The 25,029-nt window shown below is 41.4% G+C and carries 24 protein-coding genes and 4 tRNA genes; 25 read left to right on the forward strand and 3 right to left on the reverse strand.

Annotated features, from left to right (window positions below):
• Window positions 1–32: 32 nt before the first annotated feature.
• The 3 genes from frr to BM073_RS07655 all read right to left on the reverse strand — a co-directional run bounded on the left by frr (window position 33) and on the right by BM073_RS07655 (window position 1,940).
• On the reverse strand, window positions 33–593 hold the full coding sequence (gene frr / locus BM073_RS07645) for a ribosome recycling factor (RefSeq protein WP_091652779.1): 561 nt from the start codon (window positions 591–593) through the stop codon (window positions 33–35).
• Between the two features lie 5 nt (window positions 594–598).
• Window positions 599–1,309, reverse strand: coding sequence for a UMP kinase (gene pyrH, locus BM073_RS07650; protein WP_091652781.1), 711 nt, complete (start codon window positions 1,307–1,309; stop codon window positions 599–601).
• 136 nt (window positions 1,310–1,445) lie between these two features.
• Window positions 1,446–1,940, reverse strand: a complete 495-nt coding sequence (locus tag BM073_RS07655; protein ID WP_091652784.1) for an acyl-CoA carboxylase biotin carboxyl carrier protein subunit — start codon at window positions 1,938–1,940, stop codon at window positions 1,446–1,448.
• Window positions 1,941–2,014: 74 nt separating this feature from the next.
• Between BM073_RS07655 and BM073_RS07660 the strand changes: the two genes are divergently transcribed.
• The 25 genes from BM073_RS07660 to rplV all read left to right on the forward strand — a co-directional run bounded on the left by BM073_RS07660 (window position 2,015) and on the right by rplV (window position 25,024).
• Complete coding sequence (locus BM073_RS07660) at window positions 2,015–4,642, forward strand: M1 family metallopeptidase (RefSeq protein ID WP_091652786.1); 2,628 nt, start codon at window positions 2,015–2,017, stop codon at window positions 4,640–4,642.
• A gap of 148 nt (window positions 4,643–4,790) precedes the next feature.
• A tRNA-Tyr gene (locus tag BM073_RS07665) sits at window positions 4,791–4,873 on the forward strand.
• Between the two features lie 106 nt (window positions 4,874–4,979).
• Window positions 4,980–5,052, forward strand: a tRNA-Gly gene (locus BM073_RS07670).
• A 33-nt stretch (window positions 5,053–5,085) separates the two neighbouring features.
• Window positions 5,086–5,157: transfer RNA gene (locus BM073_RS07675), tRNA-Thr, on the forward strand.
• 60 nt (window positions 5,158–5,217) lie between these two features.
• The gene (gene tuf, locus BM073_RS07680; protein WP_091652789.1) at window positions 5,218–6,405 is read left to right on the forward strand and encodes an elongation factor Tu; all 1,188 of its coding nucleotides are present in this window, start codon (window positions 5,218–5,220) and stop codon (window positions 6,403–6,405) included.
• Window positions 6,406–6,516: 111 nt separating this feature from the next.
• Window positions 6,517–6,590, forward strand: a tRNA-Trp gene (locus BM073_RS07685).
• 15 nt (window positions 6,591–6,605) lie between these two features.
• Window positions 6,606–6,794: a preprotein translocase subunit SecE gene (gene secE / locus BM073_RS07690; protein WP_091652792.1), complete on the forward strand. Its 189-nt coding sequence runs from the start codon at window positions 6,606–6,608 to the stop codon at window positions 6,792–6,794.
• An 18-nt stretch (window positions 6,795–6,812) separates the two neighbouring features.
• Window positions 6,813–7,370: a transcription termination/antitermination protein NusG gene (nusG, locus tag BM073_RS07695; protein ID WP_091652794.1), complete on the forward strand. Its 558-nt coding sequence runs from the start codon at window positions 6,813–6,815 to the stop codon at window positions 7,368–7,370.
• Between the two features lie 3 nt (window positions 7,371–7,373).
• The gene (gene rplK / locus BM073_RS07700) at window positions 7,374–7,817 is read left to right on the forward strand and encodes a 50S ribosomal protein L11 (protein WP_091652797.1); all 444 of its coding nucleotides are present in this window, start codon (window positions 7,374–7,376) and stop codon (window positions 7,815–7,817) included.
• A gap of 10 nt (window positions 7,818–7,827) precedes the next feature.
• Window positions 7,828–8,526: a 50S ribosomal protein L1 gene (gene rplA / locus BM073_RS07705; protein WP_091652800.1), complete on the forward strand. Its 699-nt coding sequence runs from the start codon at window positions 7,828–7,830 to the stop codon at window positions 8,524–8,526.
• Between the two features lie 2 nt (window positions 8,527–8,528).
• Window positions 8,529–9,068: a 50S ribosomal protein L10 gene (gene rplJ / locus BM073_RS07710; RefSeq protein ID WP_091652802.1), complete on the forward strand. Its 540-nt coding sequence runs from the start codon at window positions 8,529–8,531 to the stop codon at window positions 9,066–9,068.
• 47 nt (window positions 9,069–9,115) lie between these two features.
• The gene (gene rplL, locus BM073_RS07715; RefSeq protein WP_091652805.1) at window positions 9,116–9,499 is read left to right on the forward strand and encodes a 50S ribosomal protein L7/L12; all 384 of its coding nucleotides are present in this window, start codon (window positions 9,116–9,118) and stop codon (window positions 9,497–9,499) included.
• 155 nt (window positions 9,500–9,654) lie between these two features.
• A complete protein-coding gene (gene rpoB, locus BM073_RS07720; RefSeq protein WP_091652807.1) occupies window positions 9,655–13,530 on the forward strand; it encodes a DNA-directed RNA polymerase subunit beta in 3,876 nt (1,291 codons plus the stop codon).
• Window positions 13,531–13,582: 52 nt separating this feature from the next.
• Window positions 13,583–17,893 (forward strand): DNA-directed RNA polymerase subunit beta', encoded by a 4,311-nt coding sequence (rpoC, locus tag BM073_RS07725; protein ID WP_091652810.1) that lies wholly within the window; start codon window positions 13,583–13,585, stop codon window positions 17,891–17,893.
• Between the two features lie 63 nt (window positions 17,894–17,956).
• The gene (locus tag BM073_RS07730; protein WP_091652813.1) at window positions 17,957–18,280 is read left to right on the forward strand and encodes a DUF3467 domain-containing protein; all 324 of its coding nucleotides are present in this window, start codon (window positions 17,957–17,959) and stop codon (window positions 18,278–18,280) included.
• Between the two features lie 98 nt (window positions 18,281–18,378).
• A complete protein-coding gene (gene rpsL, locus BM073_RS07735; RefSeq protein ID WP_009183384.1) occupies window positions 18,379–18,768 on the forward strand; it encodes a 30S ribosomal protein S12 in 390 nt (129 codons plus the stop codon).
• A gap of 22 nt (window positions 18,769–18,790) precedes the next feature.
• On the forward strand, window positions 18,791–19,258 hold the full coding sequence (gene rpsG / locus BM073_RS07740; protein WP_091652815.1) for a 30S ribosomal protein S7: 468 nt from the start codon (window positions 18,791–18,793) through the stop codon (window positions 19,256–19,258).
• Between the two features lie 5 nt (window positions 19,259–19,263).
• Window positions 19,264–21,387 (forward strand): elongation factor G, encoded by a 2,124-nt coding sequence (fusA, locus tag BM073_RS07745; RefSeq protein WP_091652817.1) that lies wholly within the window; start codon window positions 19,264–19,266, stop codon window positions 21,385–21,387.
• Window positions 21,388–21,399: 12 nt separating this feature from the next.
• Window positions 21,400–21,705, forward strand: coding sequence for a 30S ribosomal protein S10 (rpsJ, locus tag BM073_RS07750; RefSeq protein WP_024284766.1), 306 nt, complete (start codon window positions 21,400–21,402; stop codon window positions 21,703–21,705).
• Window positions 21,706–21,952: 247 nt separating this feature from the next.
• Window positions 21,953–22,585, forward strand: coding sequence for a 50S ribosomal protein L3 (gene rplC / locus BM073_RS07755; RefSeq protein WP_091652820.1), 633 nt, complete (start codon window positions 21,953–21,955; stop codon window positions 22,583–22,585).
• Window positions 22,586–22,588: 3 nt separating this feature from the next.
• Window positions 22,589–23,218, forward strand: coding sequence for a 50S ribosomal protein L4 (gene rplD, locus BM073_RS07760; RefSeq protein ID WP_091652823.1), 630 nt, complete (start codon window positions 22,589–22,591; stop codon window positions 23,216–23,218).
• A 4-nt stretch (window positions 23,219–23,222) separates the two neighbouring features.
• Complete coding sequence (gene rplW, locus BM073_RS07765; RefSeq protein WP_026956448.1) at window positions 23,223–23,510, forward strand: 50S ribosomal protein L23; 288 nt, start codon at window positions 23,223–23,225, stop codon at window positions 23,508–23,510.
• A 13-nt stretch (window positions 23,511–23,523) separates the two neighbouring features.
• A complete protein-coding gene (rplB, locus tag BM073_RS07770) occupies window positions 23,524–24,348 on the forward strand; it encodes a 50S ribosomal protein L2 (protein ID WP_091652826.1) in 825 nt (274 codons plus the stop codon).
• 2 nt (window positions 24,349–24,350) lie between these two features.
• Entirely contained in the window at window positions 24,351–24,629 is a 279-nt protein-coding gene (gene rpsS / locus BM073_RS07775; RefSeq protein WP_010856292.1) for a 30S ribosomal protein S19, read from the forward strand.
• A gap of 2 nt (window positions 24,630–24,631) precedes the next feature.
• A complete protein-coding gene (rplV, locus tag BM073_RS07780) occupies window positions 24,632–25,024 on the forward strand; it encodes a 50S ribosomal protein L22 (protein WP_091652829.1) in 393 nt (130 codons plus the stop codon).
• The last annotated feature ends 5 nt before the right edge of the window (window positions 25,025–25,029 follow it).

Raw genomic sequence — 25,029 nt, forward strand, 5'->3', positions numbered from 1 at the left:
AGGATAGCCTTTAAAATAAGTTTTGAAAAGGATTACACCTTCATAATCTCAGCTTCTTTCTTAGCAAGAAGCTCTTCTATTTTAGTGCTGTATTGATCTGTCAGCTTTTGCACTTTATCTTCTGCTCTCTTTACCTCATCCTCAGAAGCACCTTCTTTTTGCAACTTTCTTAAGGATTCATTGGTGTCTTTTCTTACAGTTCGAATGGAAATTTTTCCATTTTCACACTCATGCTTTGCCTGCTTTACCAAAGTTACTCTTCGCTCTTCCGTTAAAGTCGGGATTGTCAGGATGATGATCTCTCCGTTGTTTTGAGGGGCTAGGCCTAGATCTGAATTTATGATGGCTTTTTCGATTTCGCCGATCATATTTCTTTCAAAAGGCTTTATAGCTAAAGTTCTTGCATCTGGCGTGGTGACAGAGGATACCTGGTTCAATGGGGTGGGGGCTCCGTAATACTGAACCAAAATTCCATCCAAAATATTAGGCATTGCCTTTCCAGCACGGATTTTTAATAGTTCTGAAGCAGTATGATCCACTGCTTTTTGCATCAGTTCCTGAGCTTCATCCAGATATAATTCGATTTCTTCCATAGTTTTTACAGTGAAGTGATCAATGTACCGATATTTTCCCCTTTTACTAAACTGCTGAGGTTACCGGCCTTATTCATATCAAATACGATAATTGGTAGATTGTTTTCTTGACAAAGTGTAAATGCAGTCATGTCCATGACATTGAGATTTTTTTCATAAACCTCAGAGAAAGAAATGGTTTGATACTTAGTTGCCGTCTTGTCTTTCTCAGGATCTGCGGTGTAGACGCCATCTACTCTTGTTCCTTTCAGAACCACATCCGCTTCGATTTCAATGGCTCTTAAGCTGGCTGTAGAATCAGTGGTAAAATATGGGTTACCAATACCTGCACCAAAAATTACTATTCTGCCTTTTTCAAGGTGACGGATTGCTCTTCTTCTAATAAATGGTTCGCACACTGATTCAATTTTAATACCAGACATCAGACGGGTATATAGTCCAGCTTGTTCCAAAGCACTTTGCAAAGCCATAGCATTGATCAAAGTAGCAAGCATTCCCATGTAATCTCCCTGAACTCGGTCTATTCCTGATTTTTCAGCCTGAACTCCTCTGAAAATATTTCCTCCTCCGATCACAATTGCAATTTCTACTCCCAGCTCTTTTACTTTTTTGATTTCTTGGGTGTACTGCTGCAGCCTGTTGGGATCAATTCCGTAATTTTTTTCTCCCATCAAGGCTTCTCCACTCAGTTTCAGGAGGATGCGTTTATATTTCATTTCTCTAAAGATTTAAAAGGAATGCCCAATTGACTTTGGACACAAAATAACCCGACAAATATAATTTCTTCCGTTCAGAATGCTAATCAAATTTGGATTGAATCTGGGATTAGACAGGAAATCCAAGCAGGATTGATTAGAATGTAATTAGGACCTGATTTTTTTCGACACTCTGTTTTAAGTTTACTTTGATCTCTTTGACAATTCCATCTCCGGGTGATTTGATGGTATTTTCCATCTTCATTGCTTCCAAAATCAAAACCACATCTCCTTTCTTGACCTCATCGCCCGGCTTGACTTTCAAATCCAAAATCAATCCTGGCATAGGAGCTTTGATGTCTTGAATACCGGTATTTTCGAGCGCATCCATTCCCAATTCTTCCAATAAGAGATCAAATCGGTCTTTTAACTTCAGTTCGACTACCTTTTGGTTCAATTTGATTTGGAGCGTCTTACTTTCACGATCCAAAGCAACTAGCTCTGCTTCAAGGGATTGATGGTTTTTGATAAAATGAATCTTTCGATCTGAAATCCATCGCATATCCCAATCAAAAATTTCATCGTTAACTTTGACGTGTTGATCGGTTTTTTCAACCGAATAGGTCTTGTCCTTAATGATAACTGAAAACATTCCTGCTAATTTAAGCCTTTAATTCTCCCTGAACTTTCAAGTCTCCAAGAGATTTCTCTCCAAATATCCAATAAATGATTACGATGCCAAAGAATATTTTGCAATTCCCTGCCTCATTTTTTTTGATGGCGGGGTTTTTGATTTTTTCAGCCTGTAAAACTTCAGAACCCACTAGCAAAACTTCGGGTCAGAGCGCTGAGGTTTTAAGTCCATCTATTGAGCAAATCAATGAAGATTCGCTTCAATATGTCTTATTAAAAAATCGCAAAGAGCGGGAACTCCTGAATTATCAGGCAAGTGCTACCCGAAAAGTTGATATCCTACACACGGAATTAGACTTAAGTTTTGATTATCAAAAAACCGCCGTCAATGGAATTGCTAAGGTAAGCTTGACTCCTTTTGCAAAAAGTCAAAAAACGGTTACGCTGGATGCAAAGGACTTTGAATTGGGGAAGATCAGCGGAAAAACGCGAGGGCAAGAAAGTAATTTGAATTATCGCTATGATCAAAAGCAGGTAGAAATCTATCTTCCTGAAGCTCTAAATCTCGGCGATACGCTCCTTTTAACGATCGCCTACACGGCATTTCCGGAAAGAAATTCCGGACAGGGTTCGGAGGCAATTACTGATACCAAAGGTTTATATTTTATTGACCCAATGGACACGATCCCGGGTAAGCCCCGAATGATTTGGACTCAGGGAGAGACAGAACATAATTCCAAGTGGTTTCCCACAATTGATAAGCCTAATGAGCGCTTTACCCAAACCATTCACCTAACAGTGGCTGATTCTTTGGTGACTATCAGTAATGGGGTGTTGACTAAACAGACAAAACTGGATAATGGTATGCGAAGGGATACATGGGAGCTTCGTATTCCTCATGCTCCCTATTTGGCCGCTATTGCCATCGGGGATTTTGGAAAGGTGGAAGCGAAGCATGAAGATTTGCCTTTGGCCTATTATGTGGAGAAAGGATATGAAAAAGGTGCTGCAAAAGTCTTTGCCCATACCCCTGAAATGATAGCCTTTTTTGAAAAAAAATTAGGATTAAAGTTCCCTTGGCCAAAATATGATCAAATCGTAGTAAGAGATTTTGTTTCCGGAGCCATGGAAAATACCACTGCTTCGATTTTTATGGAAGAATTGCGGCTTACTGAGCGGGAAGCAATAGATTCTGAATGGGATTATATCATTGCCCATGAACTCTTTCATCAGTGGTTTGGTGATTATGTTACCGCAGAATCCTGGTCGAATTTGACGCTTAATGAGGCTTTTGCCAATTATTCAGAATACCTCTGGAACGAATATAAAAATGGGAAAGACGAAGCAAAGCTGAAGCTGATCACCGAAAAGGAAACCTATTTTCAGGAGGCCTTGTCTAAAAAAGTCAATTTGATTCGCTTCTATTATGAGGATAATGAGGACATGTTTGATTCCCATAGTTACTCCAAGGGTGGTGTGATTTTGCATATGTTGAGAGAATATGTGGGAGACGAGCTATTTTTTCAATCCTTAAATAACTACCTAACTACTCATGCGCTGAGCAGTGTGGAGGTACATGATTTAAGACTAGCTTTTGAAAGGACCACTGGAGAGGACTTGAATTGGTTTTTTAATCAGTGGTTCTTGGATAAAGGTCATCCTGAATTGGAAGTTGAGGTAGATTATTCCATCCCTGAAAATATTTTGATTAGCGTCAGTCAAAGGCAGGACTTGAAGGAATTTCCGCTGTACAAAATTCCTTTTGAAGTGAGTTGGTACGAGGAGGGTAGCCGAAAAAGCAAACGTTTTGAGTTAAATCAGGCTTTTCAGCAATTTGCCTTAGAGAATCAGACTCCTGTAGATCAGGTTTATTGGGATGAGGAAAAAAATCTATTGCTGGAGAAAACAATTAAAGTTGATTCGGCATTCATGAGAAAGCAATTTTTAGAGTCGCAAGTAGGAGTAGCTCGCTATGAGGCTTTGGATAGTCTGGTAGCTTGGGAAAACTTCGAAGTCTTGCAGGAATTGATTCCGAGTGCTTTGAAAGATGAGCTTTGGTCTATTCGCGAATTGGCATTAAGAATTACACAAAGCCATCCGGAATGGTTGCTCGACAGTCAGGACTTGGAAGATTTGATTTTTGAAATTGCAGAGAGTGATTCCAGGAATTCTGTTCGCGCAGGGGCTATTGATGTTTTGGGGACTTATGATCCCTTCAAGTATCAGGCTGCGCTGAAGAGATATGTCAACGATAAGTCTTATCTGATTGCGAGCTCTGCCTTGATGGGCTTGGTGGCTTTGGGGGAAGAAGGACCGGGAGATGATTTTATGGAGCGATTTGCCGGAGAGGATAATTTCAGGATAGTGATTCCAATGGCAGATTATTATCTCAACACTGCTAAGAAAGGAAAGGGAGATTGGTTTGAGCAAAAGGCCAGATCCTTGAAAGGAGAAGGGTTGTATTACTTTCTGGGATACTATGCAGAATATTTTGTGACCTTTCCTGAGGAAGGTAGAGATAAAGCTTTGGCATTTCTTTTTGACAAAATGGAAAATAGTAATCAGGTATTTGTTCGTTTGGGAGCGTTCCAAGGACTCTTGGGTTTTGCAGATGATAAAGAGGTAGTGGCCAGAATTAAGAGAATTGCAGCTAAGGAAAGCATGCCTCAAGTGAAAAATTACTTTGATTATTTCCTGCAGGCCCTTTCAGATGAAAATTAATTCATTGATTTAGAAAGAATTGGAGCATTTAGAGATAAAATATTTTTAAAAATAAAATCCATGCTTTGAATCTTTCGGAAAAGGCTATAATTTTGCCATCCGTTAAGACAACAAGAGAAGAAAAAAACTTGAAATCTTAGCGCTAGTTGGGGGAATACCAAAGCGGCCAACTGGGACGGACTGTAAATCCGTTGACTTATGTCTTCACAGGTTCGAATCCTGTTTCCCCCACAAATTGCCTATAATGTGAAATTTTTTCCTAGTTTTGCAGGGCGAAAAAATATTCGGCGTAGCCGGATCGATTAAGGTACCACCTGAGTCGGTTAAATTAATAAAAGCGGGAGTAGCTCAGTTGGTAGAGCGGCAGCCTTCCAAGCTGCAGGTCGCGGGTTCGAGCCTCGTCTCCCGCTCTATGCTTTTCTCTGAAAAGCATCGGGTCATAAGCCGACGTAGCTCAGGGGTAGAGTACTTCCTTGGTAAGGAAGGGGTCACGGGTTCAAATCCCGTCGTTGGCTCATAACGGCTTTAAATTAAATCTAAACATATCTTTAAACTTAAACTGAGGATTTTCACGCATGGCAAAAGCAACATTCGACCGTTCCAAGCCGCACGTTAACATCGGTACGATTGGACACGTAGACCATGGCAAAACAACTTTGACTGCCGCCATTACTACCGTATTGGCAAAAAAAGGTCTTTCTGAACTAAGAGATTTCTCTTCCATTGATAACGCTCCGGAAGAAAAAGAAAGAGGTATTACTATTAATACTTCTCACGTAGAATATCAAACTGAAGCTAGACACTACGCTCACGTAGACTGTCCAGGTCACGCTGACTACGTTAAAAACATGGTAACTGGTGCTGCTCAGATGGACGGCGCTATCCTAGTGGTAGCCGCAACTGACGGACCAATGCCACAAACTAGAGAGCACATCCTTTTGGCTCGTCAGGTAGGTGTTCCTGCGCTAGTTGTATTCATGAACAAAGTAGACATGGTGGACGATCCAGAGCTTCTTGAGCTTGTGGAAATGGAAATCAGAGAACTACTTTCCTTCTATGAATTCGACGGTGATAATATCCCTGTAATCGCTGGTTCTGCACTTGGTGCATTGAACGGTGAAGAGAAGTGGGTTGAGACAGTAATGGAATTGATGAATGCAGTAGATACTTACATTCCTCTTCCTGAGCGTCTAATCGACAAAGACTTCTTGATGCCAGTTGAAGACGTATTTTCTATCACTGGTCGTGGTACTGTAGCTACCGGACGTATTGAAAGAGGTGTAATCAACTCTGGTGATCCAGTAGATATCATCGGTATGGGAGCTCAAGGCCTTAAGTCAACTGTGACTGGTGTTGAGATGTTCCGTAAGATCCTTGACAGAGGTGAAGCTGGTGATAACGTAGGTCTATTGTTGAGAGGTATCGAAAAATCTCAAATCAAGAGAGGTATGATCATCTGTAAGCCAGGATCAGTAACTCCTCACGCTCACTTCAAAGCTGAAGTTTACGTACTTTCTAAAGAAGAAGGTGGACGTCACACTCCATTCTTCAACAAGTACAGACCTCAGTTCTACTTGAGAACTACTGACGTAACTGGTGAGATCAAACTTCCAGAAAACGTAGAAATGGTTATGCCTGGTGATAACGTAACTATCGAAGTAAACTTGTTGAATGCAGTTGCATTGGAGAAAGGTCTTCGATTCGCTATCAGAGAAGGTGGTAGAACAGTAGGTGCTGGTCAGGTAACTGAAATTCTAGACTAATCATCTGAATCTTTAATATACAATGCGATCCTGAAGTTTTTTGGGATCGCATTTGTTTCTTAAGAGAGTTATCTCTAATTTTGCGTTCCCATTAGCGGAGCGTTCATTCACACGGGCATAGTTCAATGGCAGAATAGCGGTCTCCAAAACCGTTGATGGGAGTTCGAATCTCTCTGCCCGTGCCAGTAAGTTATTACACTATGAATCTAAAAAACTTTGTCCTCGAATCGTATGATGAGATGAAAAACAAGGTCACTTGGCCTAAGTTTTCATTTCTACAAAATTCTGCGGTATTGGTGTTGGTAGCATCTTTAATCTTCGCCCTATTTATAGGTGTGATAGATTTAGGATTTGAAAACATCATGACTTGGTTTTATGATTTATTCTAATTGAATTGACATTACAGAATGGCTGAACATAAATGGTACGTACTCAGAGTAGTAGCGGGACAGGAAAAGAAGACTAAGACTTATCTGGACAATGAGATCCAGAGACAGAAGATTGAAGAATTCATTCCTGAGGTCCTGATTCCTTCTGAGAAAGTATATGAGATGCGTAATGGCAAGAAGCGTGTTCGAGAAAGAAATTTCTTTCCTGGATACGTTTTAGTCAACGCTGATCTCTCCAATGGTGAAGCCAATCACGTAATAACAAGCATTCCGGGCGTCATCGGATTTCTTGGATCAAACCAGGGGGGAGCTTCCAAAACCCCTGAACCATTACGCCAGTCAGAAGTCAACCGTATCTTAGGAAAGGTTGAGGAGATTGATGAGTTTGCCGAGAAGTTAGATACACCATTTATAGTCGGAGAGTCCGTTAAGGTAATGGACGGGCCCTTCAGTGGATTTACCGGGACTATTGAGGAAGTATTTGATGACAAGAAGAAATTGAATGTTATGGTCAAGATCTTCGGTCGAAATACTCCTGTTGAATTAAACTTTATACAAGTAGAAAAACAAGACTAAGCAATGGCTAAGGAAATCACTGGTTATTTAAAACTGCAAGTGAAAGGTGGCCAGGCAAATCCGTCACCTCCAGTTGGTCCGGCTCTTGGTTCCAAGGGTTTGAACATCATGGAGTTCTGTAAGCAATACAATGCACGTACCCAAGATAAAATGGGACAGACGTTGCCGGTATTGATTACTATCTATTCGGACAAGTCTTTTGATTTCGTAGTAAAAACTCCTCCGGCTGCAAATATGCTGTTGGAAGCTGCGAAACTTAAAAGCGGTTCCGCAGAGCCTAACCGTAAGAAGGTAGGATCTGTTACCTGGGATCAGGTAAAAGAGATCGCGGAAGTAAAAATGCCTGACCTGAATGCCTTCAAAGTGGAATCTGCCATGAAAATGGTTGCTGGTACCGCTAGAAGCATGGGAATCACAGTATCTGGTAAAGCCCCTTGGGAAGTATAAATAAACAATAATGGCTAAGTTAACAAAAAAGCAAAAAGAAGCTCTTTCTAAGTACGACCCAAGCCAAATGTACTCCCTGGAGGCAGCTTCTTCTATCGTGAAGGAAATCACCATGACGAAGTTTGATGCTTCTGTCGATGTTGACGTTCGTTTGGGCGTTGATCCTCGTAAAGCAGATCAAATGGTAAGAGGGGTTGTTGCCCTTCCTCATGGTACAGGTAAAGATATCAAAGTATTGGTACTTTGCACTCCTGATAAAGAAGCAGAAGCTAAAGAAGCAGGTGCAGATTACGTTGGATTGGACGACTACATTGCTAAAATCGAAGGCGGATGGACTGACATTGATGTCATCATCACTATGCCTAACGTAATGGCAAAAGTAGGTAGACTAGGTAGAGTATTGGGACCGAGAGGTCTTATGCCAAATCCTAAAGCAGGAACGGTAACTCTAGAAGTAGGTAAAGCTGTAAAAGAAGTGAAGGCTGGTAAAATCGACTTTAAGGTTGATAAATTCGGTATCATTCACGCGAGCGTAGGTAAGGTATCTTTCAGCCCTGAGAAAATTCAGGAGAATGTGAGAGAGTTGATCTTAACTATCTCCAAGCTTAAGCCGGCATCTTCTAAGGGAACATATTTCAAGAGTATTTCATTATCCAGTACAATGTCTCCTGGTATCGCAGTGGACAAGGGTAGTATTCAAGGTATATAATCATGACTAGAGACGAAAAGAAAGAAATAATCGACGGTCTTACCGAGAAATTTAGAGAAAACCCTTTCTTCTACATCACAGATGCAGGAGGATTCAGTGTGAAGGAAGTGAACGCTTTCAGAAGAGCATGTTTTGAGAAGGGTGTTGAGTACAAAGTGTACAAAAACACATTGATCAAGAAAGCTTTGGAAAATCTGGATGCAGACTTCTCTCAGTTGGATAGTTCATTGAAAGGATTCTCTGGAATTATTTTCTCCAAAGAGACCAGTAACCTGCCAGCAAAAGTATTGCTGGATTTCAGAAAAAAACTAGGTAAAAAAGAGACGAGACCAAAATTCAAAGGTGCTTCTATCGATACGGATGTTTTCGTAGGTGAAGCAAACCTTGAAATGCTTTCTAATCTTAAATCAAAGCAAGAGTTGTTGGGCGACCTTATCGGTTTGCTACAGTCTCCTGCAATGAACCTCATCTCTGCATTGCAAAGTGGCCAAAACAACATCGCTGGTGTGCTTAAGGCCCTTGAAAGCAGAGAAGAAAAATAATACTTCAATTCAATCACAAATCACGAAAAATTTAAATTAATAATACGATGGCAGATCTTACACAACTTGCAGATCAGTTGGTAAACTTGACTGTAAAAGAGGTTAAAGAATTGACAGATATCCTTAAGGATCAGTACGGAATCGAACCAGCTGCTGCGGCAGTTGCTGTTGCAGGTCCTGCTGCTGGTGGTGCTGACGGTGGCGCTGCAGAAGAAGAGAAGACTTCTTTTGACGTTATCTTGAAGGCAGCTGGCGGTCAGAAACTTGCAGTAGTTAAGCTTGTAAAAGAATTGACTGGACTTGGCTTGAAAGAAGCTAAAGACCTAGTGGATTCTGCTCCTAAAGCTTTAAAAGAAGGTATCGCTAAAGACGAAGCTGAAGGCTTGAAGAAGTCTCTAGAAGAAGCTGGTGCTGAAGTAGAGATCAAATAATTTGGCGAAACCGAACCATCTGGTTTAGGTTTAGCCCTAAGACCTGACTATACAAGTCAGGTCTTTTCCTGTTTATGCACAGGTAAAAAATTGCATTATTTCTTGCGAAAATATTAATATTTCGTTATTTAATTTCACTATAAACATACACTACCTTGGCTATCAAGAATCAAACCGAAAGGAAAAGTTTCTCCTCCATTAAGGTGGTCAAAGACTATCCGGATTTTCTCGATATTCAGTTGCAGTCTTTCAAAGATTTCTTCCAGCTGGATACGCCTGCAGAAAAGCGCCGGGCTGACGGATTATTCAAAGTGTTTTCTGAGAATTTTCCGATCTCTGATTCCAGAGAAAACTTCACTTTGGAATTTATCGATTATGCAGTGGATCCACCTAAATATAGTGTGGGTGAATGTATAGATCGTGGTTTGACCTACTCAGTACCTTTGAAAGCAAAATTAAGATTGCTTTGCCATGATGAGGACAATGAGGATTTCGAAACAATCGAACAAGAAGTTTTCTTAGGCAACTTGCCTTACATGACTGAGAAGGGTTCGTTTGTAATCAATGGCGCAGAGCGTGTGATTGTATCTCAATTGCACAGATCACCAGGTGTATTTTTTGCTCAAAGTAAGCACACTAATGGTACGAAATTATACTCTGCCCGTATCATTCCTTTCAAGGGTTCTTGGATTGAGTTTGCTACTGACATCAACAATGTCATGTATGCTTACATCGATCGTAAGAAGAAATTTCCTGTAACTACCCTGCTAAGAGCTATCGGTTACGGTTCAGATAAAGACATTTTGGATTTATTTGGCCTTTCCGAAGAAGTATCGGCAACCAAAACTGCTTTGAAAAAAGCTGCAGGCAGAAAATTAGCTGCTAGAGTTTTGAGAACATGGGTTGAAGACTTCGTAGATGAAGATACAGGTGAGGTAGTTTCCATCGATAGAAACGAAGTATTGCTTGAGCGTGATACCGTTTTGACAGATGAGGATATTGAAATGATTTTGGACTCTGGCTCTAAGTCTATCATTCTTCACAGAGAGGATGTAAACATTGCCGATTACTCTATCATCTACAATACACTTCAAAAAGATAATTCTAACTCAGAGAAAGAAGCGGTAGAAGTAATTTACCGTCAATTGAGAAACACTGAAGCTCCTGATGAGGCTACTGCCCGTGAGGTGATTCACTCTCTATTCTTCTCTGATAAGCGATATGACTTAGGTGAAGTAGGCCGATACAGAATCAATAAAAAATTGGGTCTGGACATTGAGGCTGAAAAAATCGTACTGACTAAAGAGGATATTATTTCCATCGTGAAATATTTGATCGGTTTGATCAACTCTAAAGCAGTAGTCGATGATATCGATCACCTTTCCAATAGAAGAGTAAGAACTGTAGGGGAGCAGCTTTACAGCCAGTTTGGAGTTGGTTTGGCGAGAATGGCCAGAACAATTCGTGAGCGTATGAACGTACGTGACAACGAAGACTTCAAGCCTGTTGATTTGATCAACGCTCGTACGCTTTCCTCAGTAATCAACTCTTTCTTCGGTACCAACCAGCTTTCTCAGTTCATGGATCAAACCAATCCATTGGCAGAGTTGACGCACAAGCGTAGACTTTCTGCTTTGGGTCCAGGTGGTCTATCCAGAGAAAGAGCAGGTTTCGAGGTTCGTGACGTTCACTATACACACTATGGTCGTCTTTGTACTATCGAAACTCCGGAAGGTCCAAACATCGGTTTGATTTCTTCTCTTTGCGTTCACGCAAAAGTAAACTCCATGGGATTCCTTGAAACACCTTATAGAAAGGTGAAAGAAGGTAAAGTGGGTATGAAGCAGGAGGATATTGTATTCTTGACTGCAGAAGAAGAAGATGACCATAACATTGCTCAGGCAAATGCTCCTTTGGATGAAAAAGGAACTTTCGTAAATGAGCGAGTAAAAGCAAGATTTGAAGGTGACTTCCCAGTGTTGGAGCCTTCTGAAATCAGCTACATGGACGTTGCTCCAAACCAAATTGTATCTGTTGCGGCATCTTTGATTCCTTTCTTGGAGCATGACGATGCGAACCGTGCATTGATGGGATCCAACATGCAGCGTCAGGCAGTTCCATTGTTGAAAGCTGAAGCACCTATCGTAGGTACAGGCTTAGAAGCAAAAGCTGCTATTGACTCCAGATCTTTGATTATTGCAGAGGCTGACGGTGTAGTTGACTATGTAGATGCTAAGAAAATCACCATTAAGTATGACTTGTCAGATGATGAGTTGTTGGTGAATTTCACAGATGAATACAAAACTTACGATCTGATTAAGTTCAGAAGAACCAACCAAGATACTACCATCAACTTGACTCCTTTAGTTTTGAAGGGTCAGAGAATTGAAAAAGGTCAGGTATTGGTGGAAGGTTACTCTACCAACAATGGTGAGTTAGCCTTGGGTAAAAACTTGAAAGTTGCCTACATGCCTTGGCAAGGATACAACTTCGAGGATGCGATTGTAATTTCTGAACGAGTAGTTCGTGAAGACATCTTTACTTCCATCCACGTTGAAGAGTTCCAGCTTGAGGTAAGAGATACCAAGCGTGGAGAAGAAGAATTAACTTCTGAAATTCCTAACGTTTCTGAAGATGCAGTGAAGCATTTGGACGAAAACGGTATCATCGCAGTAGGTGCTGAAGTAAAAGAAGGAGATATCATTATCGGTAAGATTACTCCAAAAGGTGAAACTGATCCAACTCCTGAAGAGAAATTGCTAAGAGCAATCTTCGGTGATAAAGCTGGTGATGTGAAAGATGCTTCTTTGAAAGCTTCTCCATCCTTGAATGGTGTGGTAATCGAAACCAAATTGTTCTCCAGACCTAAGAAGGACAAAGACAATAGAGCGAAAGCTAAGGCAGAGGTTGAAAAACTGAAAGCTAAGTATTCCAAAGATCTTTTGGGCATCAGAGCCAGAATGATCAATAAGTTGGTAACTATATTGGATGGTAAGACTTCTTTGGGAGTGAAGCATAAGTTTGGTGATGAGATCATTTCCAAAGGAATGAAGTTCAACGCGAAGAATATTGAAAACAACTTATTCCCTGCTAAGAACCCTTACAGAGATGAGTCTAACTACAATGTTCCAGAAGAGGCGAATTTGATTTCTGATATCATCTTGGATGATTGGACTGATGATGCACACACCAACAATCTGATTGTTCAGTTGGTGAAAAACTACACTAACTCAAGAAATGAGATCAGTGGTAGATTCAAGAGAGAAAGATTCACTTTGGAGGTTGGAGACGAGTTACCAGCAGGTATCGTTCAGCTTGCTAAAGTTTACATCGCTAAGAAGCGTAAGCTGAAAGTGGGTGATAAGATGGCAGGTCGTCACGGTAACAAAGGTATTGTTGCCAGAATCGTAAGAGACGAAGACATGCCTTTCTTGGAAGACGGAACTCCAATGGATATCGTTCTGAACCCATTGGGTGTACCTTCTCGAATGAACATCGGACAGATTTTCGAAACAGTATTGGCTTGGGCAGGACAAAAATTAGGTAAAAAATACGCTACTCCGATTTTCGATGGAGCTTCTATGGAAGAGGTTTCTGCTGAATTGGATGCTGCTGGATTGCCTTCTTATGGACGTACCTACCTATATGATGGATTGACCGGAGCTAAATTCGATCAGCCTGTGACTGTAGGTGTAGCTTACATGTTGAAGCTTGGTCACTTGGTAGATGATAAGATGCACGCAAGATCTATCGGACCTTACTCTTTGATTACTCAGCAGCCATTGGGTGGTAAAGCCCAGTTTGGTGGTCAGAGATTCGGAGAGATGGAGGTTTGGGCTCTTGAAGCATTCGGTGCATCTCACGTACTTCAGGAAATCCTGACAGTAAAATCTGATGACGTAATCGGTAGAGCGAAAGCTTATGAAGCAATTGTGAAGGGTGAAAACCTTCCTAAGCCTAACATCCCTGAATCATTCAACGTATTGGTTCATGAACTGAGAGGCTTGGCTCTTGAAATTACCTTAGATTAAATTGGCTCAATAGGGCAGGTCAAACTGCCCTTCATATATCTTTCAAAAAACTATGGCGTTCAGAAAAAACAAAAAACTAAACAATGACTTTTCGAGAGTCACCATCAGTTTGGCTTCCCCAGAATCTATTCTGGATAGTTCAAATGGAGAGGTGACCCAGCCAGAGACTATCAATTACAGAACTTACAAGCCAGAAATGGGTGGTTTGTTCTGTGAGAGAATCTTTGGTCCAGTGAAAGACTGGGAGTGTCATTGTGGTAAATACAAGCGCATCAGATATAAAGGCATCATCTGCGACCGTTGTGGGGTAGAGGTGACTGAAAAGAAAGTACGTCGTGAGCGAATGGGTCACATTGAGTTAGTGGTTCCTGTTGCACACATCTGGTACTTCAAATCTTTGCCTAACAAGATTGGTTACTTGTTGGGTCTTCCTACCAAAAAGTTGGACCAAATCGTTTATTATGAGCGATATGCAGTTGTTCAGCCAGGTATAAAAGCTGAAGATGGAATCCAATACCTAGACTTCTTAACAGAAGATGAGTATTTGGATATCATGGATAAGCTTCCTAAGGAAAATCATATGCTAGATGATGACGATCCAAATAAATTCATCGCCAAAATGGGTGCTGAAGCTTTGGAAATGTTATTGGCTAGATTGGACTTGGATGATCTTTCTTATTCTCTTCGTCATCAAGCAGCTACAGATACCTCTCAGCAGCGTAAGGCAGAAGCCTTGAAGCGTTTGAAGGTAGTAGAAGCGTTCCGTGATGCAAGAACAAGAATCGAAAACCGTCCTGAGTGGATGGTGGTAAGAATGGTTCCTGTGATTCCACCGGAATTGCGTCCATTGGTACCATTGGATGGTGGTAGATTCGCTACTTCTGACTTGAATGACTTGTACAGAAGAGTAATCATCAGAAACAACCGTCTGAAGAGATTGATAGACATCAAAGCTCCAGAAGTAATCTTGAGAAACGAAAAGCGTATGTTGCAGGAAGCTGTGGATTCTCTTTTCGATAACTCCAGAAAAGTAAATGCGGTAAGATCTGATGGAAACAGAGCATTGAAATCCCTTTCTGATATGTTGAAAGGTAAGCAAGGTCGTTTCCGTCAAAACTTGCTCGGTAAGCGTGTGGATTACTCCGGTCGTTCTGTGATCGTAGTAGGACCAGAATTGAAGCTTCACGAGTGCGGTCTTCCTAAAAATATGGCAGCTGAGCTTTTCAAACCTTTTATTATCAGAAAGCTGATCGAAAGAGGTATTGTGAAGACAGTAAAATCAGCCAAGAAAATTGTGGATCGTAAAGATCCAGTGGTTTGGGATATTTTGGAAAACGTATTGAAAGGACACCCTGTTCTTTTGAACCGTGCCCCAACTCTTCACAGATTGGGTATCCAGGCATTCCAGCCAAAATTGATCGAAGGAAAAGCGATTCAGTTGCACCCATTAGTGTGTACAGCATTCAACGCTGACTTTGACGGTGACCAAATGGCGGTTCACGTTCCACTGGGACATGAAGCTATTTTGGAAGCCTCTACATTGATGCTTTCTTCTCATAATATCTTGAACCCTGCCAACGGAGCACCGATTACGGTACCTTCTCAAGACATGGTATTGGGTCTGTATTATGTAACTAAAGGCAAGAAGTCTACTCCTGAAGAGCCAGTTCCTGGTGAAGGAATGACTTTCTACAGCCAAGAGGAAGTAATTATTGCTTTGAATGAAGGGCAGATTTCCAAGCATGCGAACATCAAGTGTAAAGTACCTGTAAGAGGTGAGGATGGGGAAATTACCAGCCAAATCATCGATACAGTTGCAGGACGTTTGATCTTCAACCAGTTTGTTCCGGCTGAGGTAGGATATGTAAACGAGCTTTTGACTAAGAAAAAGCTTCAGCAGATTATCGCTCAAGTAGTGAAAGTTTGTGGTATTGCACGTACTGCCCAGTTCTTGGATGATATCAAGCATCTAGGATTCCAGATGGCTTACCAAGGTGGTTTGTCAATGGGTCTTAACGATGTAATCATCCCTGAGGAAAAAGAGCCAATGATCGCCAAAGCGAAAGAAGAGGTAGATCAGGTTTGGAATAACTACTTGATGGGTCTGATCACAGACAACGAAAGATATAACCAAGTAATTGATATTTGGACTCGTACCAACTCTCATTTGACTAATAATCTGATGAAGAAGATGGAGGAGGACAAGCAGGGATTCAATGCTATCTACATGATGATGCACTCTGGAGCTAGAGGTTCAAGAGAGCAAATTCGTCAGCTGGGTGGTATGAGAGGTTTGATGGCTAAGCCTCAGAAAAACTTACAAGGTTCAGTAGGTGAAATCATCGAAAACCCTATCCTTTCCAACTTTAAGGAAGGTTTGGACGTACTCGAGTACTTTATCTCCACTCACGGTGCACGTAAGGGTCTTGCGGATACAGCTTTGAAAACTGCCGATGCGGGTTATTTGACTCGTCGTTTGGTAGACGTAGCTCAAGACATGATCGTCACTGAAGAGGATTGCGGTACTTTGAGAGGTTTGGTTGTTCAGCCATTGAAAGACAATGATGAAATCGTTGAGCCACTTTCTGAAAGAATCTTGGGTAGAGTATCTGTTCATGATGTTTACGATCCGCTTACAGACGAATTGATCGTTCCTGCTGGAGTTGAAATTGACGACGAAATTGCGAAGAGAGTAGATGACTCAGCTGTTGAAGAGGTTGAGATAAGATCTGTCTTAACTTGTGAAACCAGAAGAGGTGTTTGTTCTAAATGCTACGGACGTAACCTTGCTACCGGTAATATGGTACAGGCAGGTGAGTCAGTAGGTGTTATTGCAGCACAGTCTATCGGTGAACCAGGTACACAGTTGACGCTAAGAACATTCCACGTAGGGGGTACTGCTTCCAACATGGCTGTTGAGGCGAGCATCAATGCTAAATTCGAAGGTGTAGTAGAATTCGATGAGGAATTAAGGCTGATCGAAACTACCAATAAAGACGGGGAACCAGTTACAGTTGTAATGGGTAGATCCGGAGAAATAAAAATCAATGATGTGAAATCCGGTAAGACTTTGGTTTCAAATCACGTGCCTTACGGAGCATTATTGAACGTGAAAGATGGTCAGAAAATCGCCAAAGGTGATTCTCTATGTACTTGGGATCCATACAACGCCGTAATTCTTTCTGAATTCGACGGTAAAGTAGACTTTGAGTCTATTGTAGAGGGTGTTACTTACAAAGAAGTTGCCGATGATCAGACAGGTTTCCGTGAGAAAGTAATTATCGATACCAAAGACAGAACCAAGAACCCTGCTATTGTAGTAGACTATGGAGAGGATTCCAAAGCTTACAACATTCCGGTAGGAGCTCACTTGGCTGTTGAAATTGGAGATAAAGTAAAATCTGGACAGGTATTGGTGAAAATCCCAAGATCCGTAGGTAAGACAAGAGATATTACCGGTGGTCTTCCAAGAGTAACTGAATTGTTTGAGGCACGTAACCCATCCAACCCGGCTGTAGTTTCTGAAATCGACGGTGTGGTAACTTACGGCGGAATCAAGAGAGGTAACAGAGAAATTATCATCGAGTCTAAGGATGGAGTGATTAAGAAGTACATGGTATCTCTTTCCAAGCATATCTTGGTTCAGGAAAATGACTTCATCCGTGCGGGTGAGCCATTGTCAGATGGAGCAATTACTCCAAATGATATCCTATCCATTAAAGGACCAACTGCCGTTCAGGAGTATTTGGTAAATGAAATTCAGGAAGTTTACAGACTTCAGGGTGTGAAAATCAACGATAAGCATATTGAGGTGATTGTATCTCAAATGATGCAGAAAGTTGAAATTCTTGATGCTGGAGATACTGGATTCTTGCAAGGACAGGTAGTAGATAAGTGGGCTTTCCGTGAGGAAAATGATAATATCCTTGATAAGAAAGTGGTGATGGATGCTGGAGACTCTAGCACATTGAAGCCAGGTATGATTATTTCTTCAAGAAGACTGAGAGATGAAAACTCCAGCTTGAAGCGTAAAGACCTGAAATTGGTACAGGTGAGAGATGCTGAAACTGCGGTTTCTGCTCCGACACTTCAAGGTATCACAGCAGCTTCTTTGGGTACAGAATCATTTATTTCAGCAGCTTCCTTCCAGGAAACTACCAAAGTACTTTCTGAAGCAGCTATCAGAGGTAAGAGAGATGAGCTACTCGGATTGAAAGAAAACGTGATCGTAGGTCACCTAATTCCGGCCGGTACAGGTCAGAGAAGGTTACAAAACTTGATCGTTGGATCTCAGGAAGAGTATGATAAGCTTTCTGAAAATATGGAAAAATCCACTCGCAGATCTAGCGAAGCGATTTTATAATACATAGTGAGTTTATAAACGAAAAGGCCTGTATGCGTACAGGCCTTTTTTAATCCCAATAAAATGAGTGACGAAAAAGGACAAAACAGACCAGATCAACAGATCAATGTAGAGCTTTCAGAGGAAGTTGCTGAAGGAGTATATTCCAATTTGGCTATGATTGCCCATTCCAATTCAGAATTTGTGATTGACTTTATCCGTTTGATGCCGGGAGTTCCAAAGGCAAAGGTGAAGTCAAGAATTATAGTGACTCCGGATCATGCCAAAAGATTATTGGCAGCATTGAAGGATAATATAGAAAAGTATGAGGCTGCATTTGGCAAAATCAACCAAAATGGAGGTGCCCCGGAGTTCCCGATCACCTTTGGTACGCCCGGAGAGGCATAACAAAAATATAACTGCTTAATTTTGTTTGTCTTATTACTTTTTCTACCTTTGCAGTCCAAAATTTAACAGTTTACAGGAAAACTAAATTTTATCAGTTAATGCCTACTATTCAACAGTTAGTAAGAAAAGGTAGAACAACGCTGGAAACCAAATCTAAATCAAGAGCTTTGGACGCTTGTCCTCAGCGAAGAGGGGTTTGTACCAGAGTGTACACTACTACCCCTAAAAAGCCTAACTCAGCTATGAGAAAGGTGGCAAGGGTGAGATTGACAAATGGAAAAGAAGTGAACGCTTACATTCCAGGTGAAGGTCACAATTTGCAAGAGCACTCAATCGTATTGATTAGAGGTGGTCGTGTGAAGGATCTACCAGGTGTAAGATATCACATCATCCGCGGTGCATTGGATACTGCAGGAGTAAAAGACCGTAAGCAAGGTCGCTCCAAGTACGGTGCTAAAAGACCTAAGGCTGCTCCAGCCAAAAAGTAATTTATTTAATGTTTAAGAAGAAATGAGAAAAGCGAAACCAAAGAAGAGATATATTCTTCCTGATCCAAAGTTCAATGACACCTTGGTTACCAAGTTTGTGAACTGTCTGATGGTAGATGGGAAGAAGAGTATTGCTTACAAGATTTTCTACGATGCAGTAGAAAAGGTAGAATCCAAAGTAGGTGAGAATGGTCTTGAAGTTTGGAAAAAAGCGCTTAACAATATTGCTCCATCCGTAGAGGTGAAGAGTCGTAGAGTTGGTGGTGCTACATTCCAAGTTCCAATGGAAGTCCGACCTGAAAGAAAGATGGCCCTTGGAATCAAGTGGATGATCAACTATGCTCGAAAAAGAGGTGAGAAAACCATGATGGATAGACTTGCTGGCGAAATCATCGCTGCTGCAAAAGGCGAAGGCGCTGCAGTAAAGAAGAAAGATGATACGCACAGAATGGCAGAAGCCAACAAAGCATTCTCTCACTTTAGATTTTAATTAGGATGGCGAAAAGAGATTTAAAATACACCAGAAATATCGGTATCGCCGCTCACATTGATGCCGGTAAAACGACTACCACAGAGCGAATCCTTTTTTACTCTGGAGTTTCCCACAAAATAGGTGAAGTACACGACGGTGCTGCTACCATGGACTGGATGGCTCAGGAGCAGGAAAGAGGTATCACTATTACTTCTGCTGCTACTACCGTTTTTTGGAACTACAGAGATCAGAAATATCAAATCAACATCATCGATACTCCAGGACACGTTGACTTTACCGTTGAGGTAAACCGTTCCCTAAGAGTATTGGATGGATTGGTTTTCCTGTTCAGTGCTGTGGACGGCGTTGAGCCACAGTCTGAGACCAACTGGCGTTTAGCTGATAATTATAAAGTAGCTCGTATCGGATTCGTTAATAAAATGGACCGTGCAGGAGCTAACTTCTTGGAAGTTTGTAAGCAGGTGAAGGAAATGTTGGGTAGCTATGCTGTTCCATTGCAGATTCCTATCGGCTCTGAAGACAAATTCAAAGGAGTAGTTGATTTGATCAACAACAGAGGTATCGTTTGGAATGAAGAGGATATGGGAATGACTTACGAGGTAGTTCCTATTCCTGAAGACTTGAAAGAGGAAGTTGAACAGTGGAGAGAGCATTTGCTTGAGGCTGTTGCTGACTACGATGAGTCTTTGATGGAGAAATTCTTCGAGGATCCAAACTCAATCACTGAAGAAGAAATCCTCAATGCTTTAAGACAAGCAACCATTGACATGAAAATTGTCCCTATGGTATGTGGATCTTCTTTCAAAAATAAAGGTGTTCAAACCATGTTGGACTTGGTGATGGAATTGCTTCCTTCTCCATTGGACAAAGATGATATCATCGCTCATGATTTGAATGACGAGGAGAAAGATGTAAGAATCGCTCCAGATGAGTCTGAACCATTTGCCGGTTTGGCCTTCAAAATTGCTACTGACCCATTCGTAGGTAGACTTTGTTTCGTAAGAGCTTACTCAGGTATTCTTGAGTCTGGATCTTATGTATTCAATAGCCGTTCTGGAAACAAGGAGCGTATCTCCAGAGTATTCCAGATGCATGCCAACAAGCAAAACCAAATCGAAAGATTGGTAGCTGGTGATATTGGTGCAGTAGTAGGATTTAAAGATATCAAGACTGGAGATACTCTTTGCGACGAAAAGCGTAAGGTTGTATTGGAGTCCATGATCTTCCCAGAGCCGGTTATCGGTTACGCAATTGAGCCTAAAACTCAGGCGGATGTTGATAAACTAGGTATGGCTATCGCCAAATTGGTAGAAGAAGATCCAACTCTTCAAGTAAACACTGACCACGAAACTGGCCAAACTATCTTGAGAGGTATGGGTGAACTTCACTTGGATATCATCATCGACCGATTGAAGCGTGAATTCAAAGTTGAAATTAACCAAGGTGCTCCTCAGGTTGCTTACAAAGAAGCTTTGTTTGGTTCAGTAGAACACAAAGAAGTTTACAAGAAGCAAACTGGTGGTAAAGGTAAATTTGCCGATATCGTATTCGAATTGGGTCCTAAAGATCCAGATGCGGAAACAGGAGAAATCAAGCCAGGATTGGATTTCGTAAACGGAATCGTGGGTGGTGTAATTCCAAAAGAATTTATCCCATCTATCCAGAAAGGATTTGCTGAAGCTATGAAGAATGGTCCTTTGGCAGGTTATCCTATCGAGTCCATGAAAGTTAGATTGTTCCACGGTTCTTTCCACGATGTCGATTCAGATGCACTTTCTTTTGAATTGGCTGCTAGAATCGGATTCAAAGAAGCTGCTAAAAAATGTAAGCCTCAGTTATTAGAGCCAATCATGTCAGTAGACGTGGTTACTCCAGATGAATACACTGGTCCTATCACCGGTGACTTGAACAGAAGAAGAGGTTTGATGAAAGGAATGGATACCAAAGGTACTTCTTCCGTAATCAAAGCATCTGTTCCTTTGTCTGAACTGTTTGGTTACATCACCGATTTGAGAACCATCTCTTCCGGTAGAGCTACTGCTTCGTTGACATTCTCTCACTATGAGCCAGTGCCAAACAACATAGCGGAGACTGTAATTGCTAACGTAAAAGGTCAGAAAGCCTAATCAATATTTGCGATGAATCAGAAAATTAGAATAAAACTAAAATCATACGATCACAGCCTGGTGGACAAGTCATCAGAGAAGATCGTGAAAGCTGTAAAAGCTACTGGTGCTGTAGTAGTGGGACCTATCCCATTGCCAACCAAGAAAGAAAAGTTTACCGTGTTGAAATCCCCACACGTAAACAAGAAAGCAAGAGACCAGTATCAGCTTTGTACTTATAAGCGATTGGTAGATATCTACTCTAACTCTTCTAAAACTGTGGATGCTTTGATGAAAATCGAACTTCCAAGTGGAGTGGATGTAGAGATCAAGGTTTGATAAAACCTGAAAACACAAACTCATCAGACCTGCATTTCTATGCAGGTCTTTTGTTTTTTTAAAAATCAACAATGATTCATTGGCCTTTGGGCTGCTCAAAGGGCGAATTCCAAATGAAATATTTTCTAAATGTTTGAAAATATAGGAGTTGGGGTTTGTTGCAGAATTTTATTTCAGTAACTTTGCAGTCCTTAAAAAGGGCCCAAGCGTATAAATGCTTGTGGATTATCAAATTATCTTATAAAAGATGTCTGGTATAATTGGAAAAAAAGTAGGAATGACTAGCATTTTTAGTGCCGATGGACGTAATGTCGCATGCACGCTAATAGAAGCTGGTCCTTGCGTAGTGACGCAAGTAAAAAACGTTGAAACAGACGGGTACAACGCAGTGCAGTTGGCCTACGGTGAGCGTAAGGAGAAAAACACTCCTAAGCCATTGATAGGTCACTTTAAAAAGGCAGGTACAACGCCGAAGCACAAAGTTGTTGAGTTCCGTGATTTCCGGGTCGAGTTTGAAGGCCAGGTAAATCTAGGAGCTACTGTGAAGGCCGGAGAGGTATTCGTAGAAGGTGACTTCATCGATGCTATCGGTACTTCTAAAGGTAAAGGCTTCCAGGGTGTAGTGAAGCGTCATGGTTTTGGTGGTGTGGGTGGACAAACTCACGGTCAGCACAACAGACAGAGACACCCAGGTTCCATTGGTGCTTGTTCTTGGCCATCCCGAGTATTCAAGGGTATGAGAATGGCTGGAAGAACCGGTGGTGACAGAGTGAAAGTATTGAACCTCAGAGTATTGAAAATTTACGCTGAGCAAAATCTCCTTCTGGTGTCCGGTTCAGTACCAGGTCCAAAAAATTCTTATGTAATTCTAGAGAAGTAAGCCATGGAATTAGCAGTAATTAATCAAAAAGGAGAAGACACCGGAAGAAAGGTGCAATTGTCTGACGAGATTTTCGCAATCGAGCCAAATGACAACGCCATCTATCTGGATGTAAAACAGTACCTAGCTAATCAGAGACAGGGTACTCATAAGTCTAAAGAAAGAAATGAAGTAGCAGGATCTACCAAGAAGATCAAAAAGCAAAAAGGTACCGGTGGTGCTAGAGCTGGATCTTTGAAATCCCCGCTTTTCAGAGGTGGAGGTAGAGTTTTTGGTCCTAAGCCAAGAGACTACTCTTTCAAATTGAATAAGAAAGTAAAACAACTAGCCAGAAAATCTGCTCTTTCCTACAAAGTGAAAGATAACAGCCTTTCAGTTTTGGAAAACATCTCATTTGATGCTCCAAAAACTAAAAACTATCTGGCTTTGCTTAATGGATTGGCGCTATCCGATAAGAAGACGCTTTTGGTTCTCCCTGAAGATAACAAGAACGTTTACCTATCCAGCAGAAACCTTCCTAAGGCGAAAGTTGTGACTGTGAATGATGTAAATACTTACCAGCTTCTGAATGCTGATCACTTGGTGATCTGCGAAGATTCTGTAAGTAAATTGGAAACCATTTTATCGAAATAAGACAATGGATATTCTAAAGCAGCCTTTGATTACAGAAAAGATTTCTGCCATGAACGAAAAAGGCGTTTATGGATTCATTGTGGAGAAAACCGCAAAGAAACCAGAAATCAAAAATGCTGTAGAAAAAGCATACGGTGTGAAAGTGGTATCAGTAAGAACCATGAGATATGCTGCGAAGCATAAGACAAGATACACCAAGACAAGAATCGTATCAGGCTTCACTAACGCTTTCAAAAAAGCAATCGTGCAAGTAGCTGATGGAGAGGTAATTGATTTTTACGGAGAAATTTAATTGAATCAATATCATGGCAATTAAAAAATTGAAGCCTGTAACTCCAGGAACAAGATTCAGAGTAGCCCCAGCGTTTGACGAGATTACCAAGTCAACGCCGGAAAAATCTCTTCTTGCTCCTATCAAGAAGTCAGGCGGTAGAAATAATGAAGGCAAAATGACTGCCCGCTATATGGGTGGTGGTCATAAAAGAAGACTCAGAGTAGTTGACTTTAAAAGAAACAAGTTTGGTGTACCTGCTACCGTAAAGGCAATCGAGTACGATCCAAACAGAACAGCTCGTCTAGCCCTACTATACTATGCTGACGGTGCTAAAGCCTACATTATCGCCCCGGAAGGTTTGCAAGTGGGACAAACAGTGATTTCCGGTGAGCAAGTTGCTCCTGAAGTGGGTAACGCAATGCACTTGATGAATATCCCAATGGGTACTATTGTACACTGCGTGGAATTGAAGCCAGGTAAAGGTGCTGCAATGGTAAGAAGTGCTGGTGGTTATGCACAGATTGTTGCCCGTGAGGGTAAATATGTGACCATCAAACTTCCATCCGGAGAGATGAGACTCGTTTTGGGTGTTTGTATGGCTACTGTAGGTACAGTTTCCAACGGAGACCACATGAACGTAGTATTGGGAAAAGCCGGTCGTAAGAGATGGTTAGGAGTAAGACCTCGAGTGAGAGGTGTAGCTATGAACCCAGTAGATCACCCAATGGGTGGTGGTGAAGGTAGATCTTCCGGAGGACATCCAAGATCCCGTAAGGGCTTGTTGTCTAAAGGTAAGAAAACCAGATCACCTAAGAAGTATTCAAACAAGTTCATCGTTAGCAAAAGATCTAAATAATTATGGCACGTTCATTAAAAAAAGGTCCTTATATCGAGCATCATCTAGTGAAAAAAGTGGATGCTATGAACGAGTCCGGAAAGAAATCCGTCATCAAGACTTGGTCAAGAAGATCCATGATTTCTCCAGATTTCGTAGGACATACCTTCGCTGTGCATAACGGAAATAAATTCATCCCGGTATTTGTAACAGACAACATGGTAGGTCACAAGCTAGGTGAATTTGCTCCTACCAGAAATTTCAGAGGCCACATTGCCAAAAAAGATAAAGGAAAGAGATAATCATGGAAGCAATAGCAAGATTAAATAATGTTCCTACTTCCCCACGCAAAATGCGTTTGGTGGCTGACTTGGTCAGAGGCAAAAGAGTGGGATTGGCGCTCAGCATTTTGAAGTTTACTCCAAATCATGGAGCCATGAAATTGGAAAAACTTCTTCTTTCTGCAGTGGCAAACTGGCAGGCAAAAAATCCTGATGCAAAGCTTGAAGAAGCTGATCTATATGTGAAAACCATCATGGTGGATGAAGGTAGATCTCTTAAGAGATTGAGACCTGCTCCTCAGGGTCGTGGTCACAGAATCCGCAAAAGATCCAATCATGTAACCCTAGTAATTGATGCTTTCAATGCTGAGGATGTTACCGCTGATGTAGTAGAAACAAACGAAAAGGCAAATTAAGAACA

It is taken from the genome of Algoriphagus ornithinivorans, from assembly GCF_900115305.1.
Classification (GTDB): domain Bacteria; phylum Bacteroidota; class Bacteroidia; order Cytophagales; family Cyclobacteriaceae; genus Algoriphagus; species Algoriphagus ornithinivorans.

Coding starts and splice junctions, on each gene's coding strand:
- fusA (WP_091652817.1), top strand. CDS start 19,264: ATGGCGAAAAGAGATTTAAAATACACCAGAAATATCGGTATCGCCGCT.
- BM073_RS07655 (WP_091652784.1), bottom strand. CDS start 1,940: ATGTTTTCAGTTATCATTAAGGACAAGACCTATTCGGTTGAAAAAACC.
- BM073_RS07660 (WP_091652786.1), top strand. CDS start 2,015: ATGATTACGATGCCAAAGAATATTTTGCAATTCCCTGCCTCATTTTTT.
- rpoC (WP_091652810.1), top strand. CDS start 13,583: ATGGCGTTCAGAAAAAACAAAAAACTAAACAATGACTTTTCGAGAGTC.
- rplB (WP_091652826.1), top strand. CDS start 23,524: ATGGCAATTAAAAAATTGAAGCCTGTAACTCCAGGAACAAGATTCAGA.
- rplW (WP_026956448.1), top strand. CDS start 23,223: ATGGATATTCTAAAGCAGCCTTTGATTACAGAAAAGATTTCTGCCATG.
- rplV (WP_091652829.1), top strand. CDS start 24,632: ATGGAAGCAATAGCAAGATTAAATAATGTTCCTACTTCCCCACGCAAA.
- nusG (WP_091652794.1), top strand. CDS start 6,813: ATGGCTGAACATAAATGGTACGTACTCAGAGTAGTAGCGGGACAGGAA.
- tuf (WP_091652789.1), top strand. CDS start 5,218: ATGGCAAAAGCAACATTCGACCGTTCCAAGCCGCACGTTAACATCGGT.
- rplK (WP_091652797.1), top strand. CDS start 7,374: ATGGCTAAGGAAATCACTGGTTATTTAAAACTGCAAGTGAAAGGTGGC.
- secE (WP_091652792.1), top strand. CDS start 6,606: ATGAATCTAAAAAACTTTGTCCTCGAATCGTATGATGAGATGAAAAAC.
- rplL (WP_091652805.1), top strand. CDS start 9,116: ATGGCAGATCTTACACAACTTGCAGATCAGTTGGTAAACTTGACTGTA.
- pyrH (WP_091652781.1), bottom strand. CDS start 1,309: ATGAAATATAAACGCATCCTCCTGAAACTGAGTGGAGAAGCCTTGATG.
- frr (WP_091652779.1), bottom strand. CDS start 593: ATGGAAGAAATCGAATTATATCTGGATGAAGCTCAGGAACTGATGCAA.
- BM073_RS07730 (WP_091652813.1), top strand. CDS start 17,957: ATGAGTGACGAAAAAGGACAAAACAGACCAGATCAACAGATCAATGTA.
- rplA (WP_091652800.1), top strand. CDS start 7,828: ATGGCTAAGTTAACAAAAAAGCAAAAAGAAGCTCTTTCTAAGTACGAC.
- rpsJ (WP_024284766.1), top strand. CDS start 21,400: ATGAATCAGAAAATTAGAATAAAACTAAAATCATACGATCACAGCCTG.
- rpsG (WP_091652815.1), top strand. CDS start 18,791: ATGAGAAAAGCGAAACCAAAGAAGAGATATATTCTTCCTGATCCAAAG.
- rplJ (WP_091652802.1), top strand. CDS start 8,529: ATGACTAGAGACGAAAAGAAAGAAATAATCGACGGTCTTACCGAGAAA.
- rplD (WP_091652823.1), top strand. CDS start 22,589: ATGGAATTAGCAGTAATTAATCAAAAAGGAGAAGACACCGGAAGAAAG.
- rpsL (WP_009183384.1), top strand. CDS start 18,379: ATGCCTACTATTCAACAGTTAGTAAGAAAAGGTAGAACAACGCTGGAA.
- rpsS (WP_010856292.1), top strand. CDS start 24,351: ATGGCACGTTCATTAAAAAAAGGTCCTTATATCGAGCATCATCTAGTG.
- rplC (WP_091652820.1), top strand. CDS start 21,953: ATGTCTGGTATAATTGGAAAAAAAGTAGGAATGACTAGCATTTTTAGT.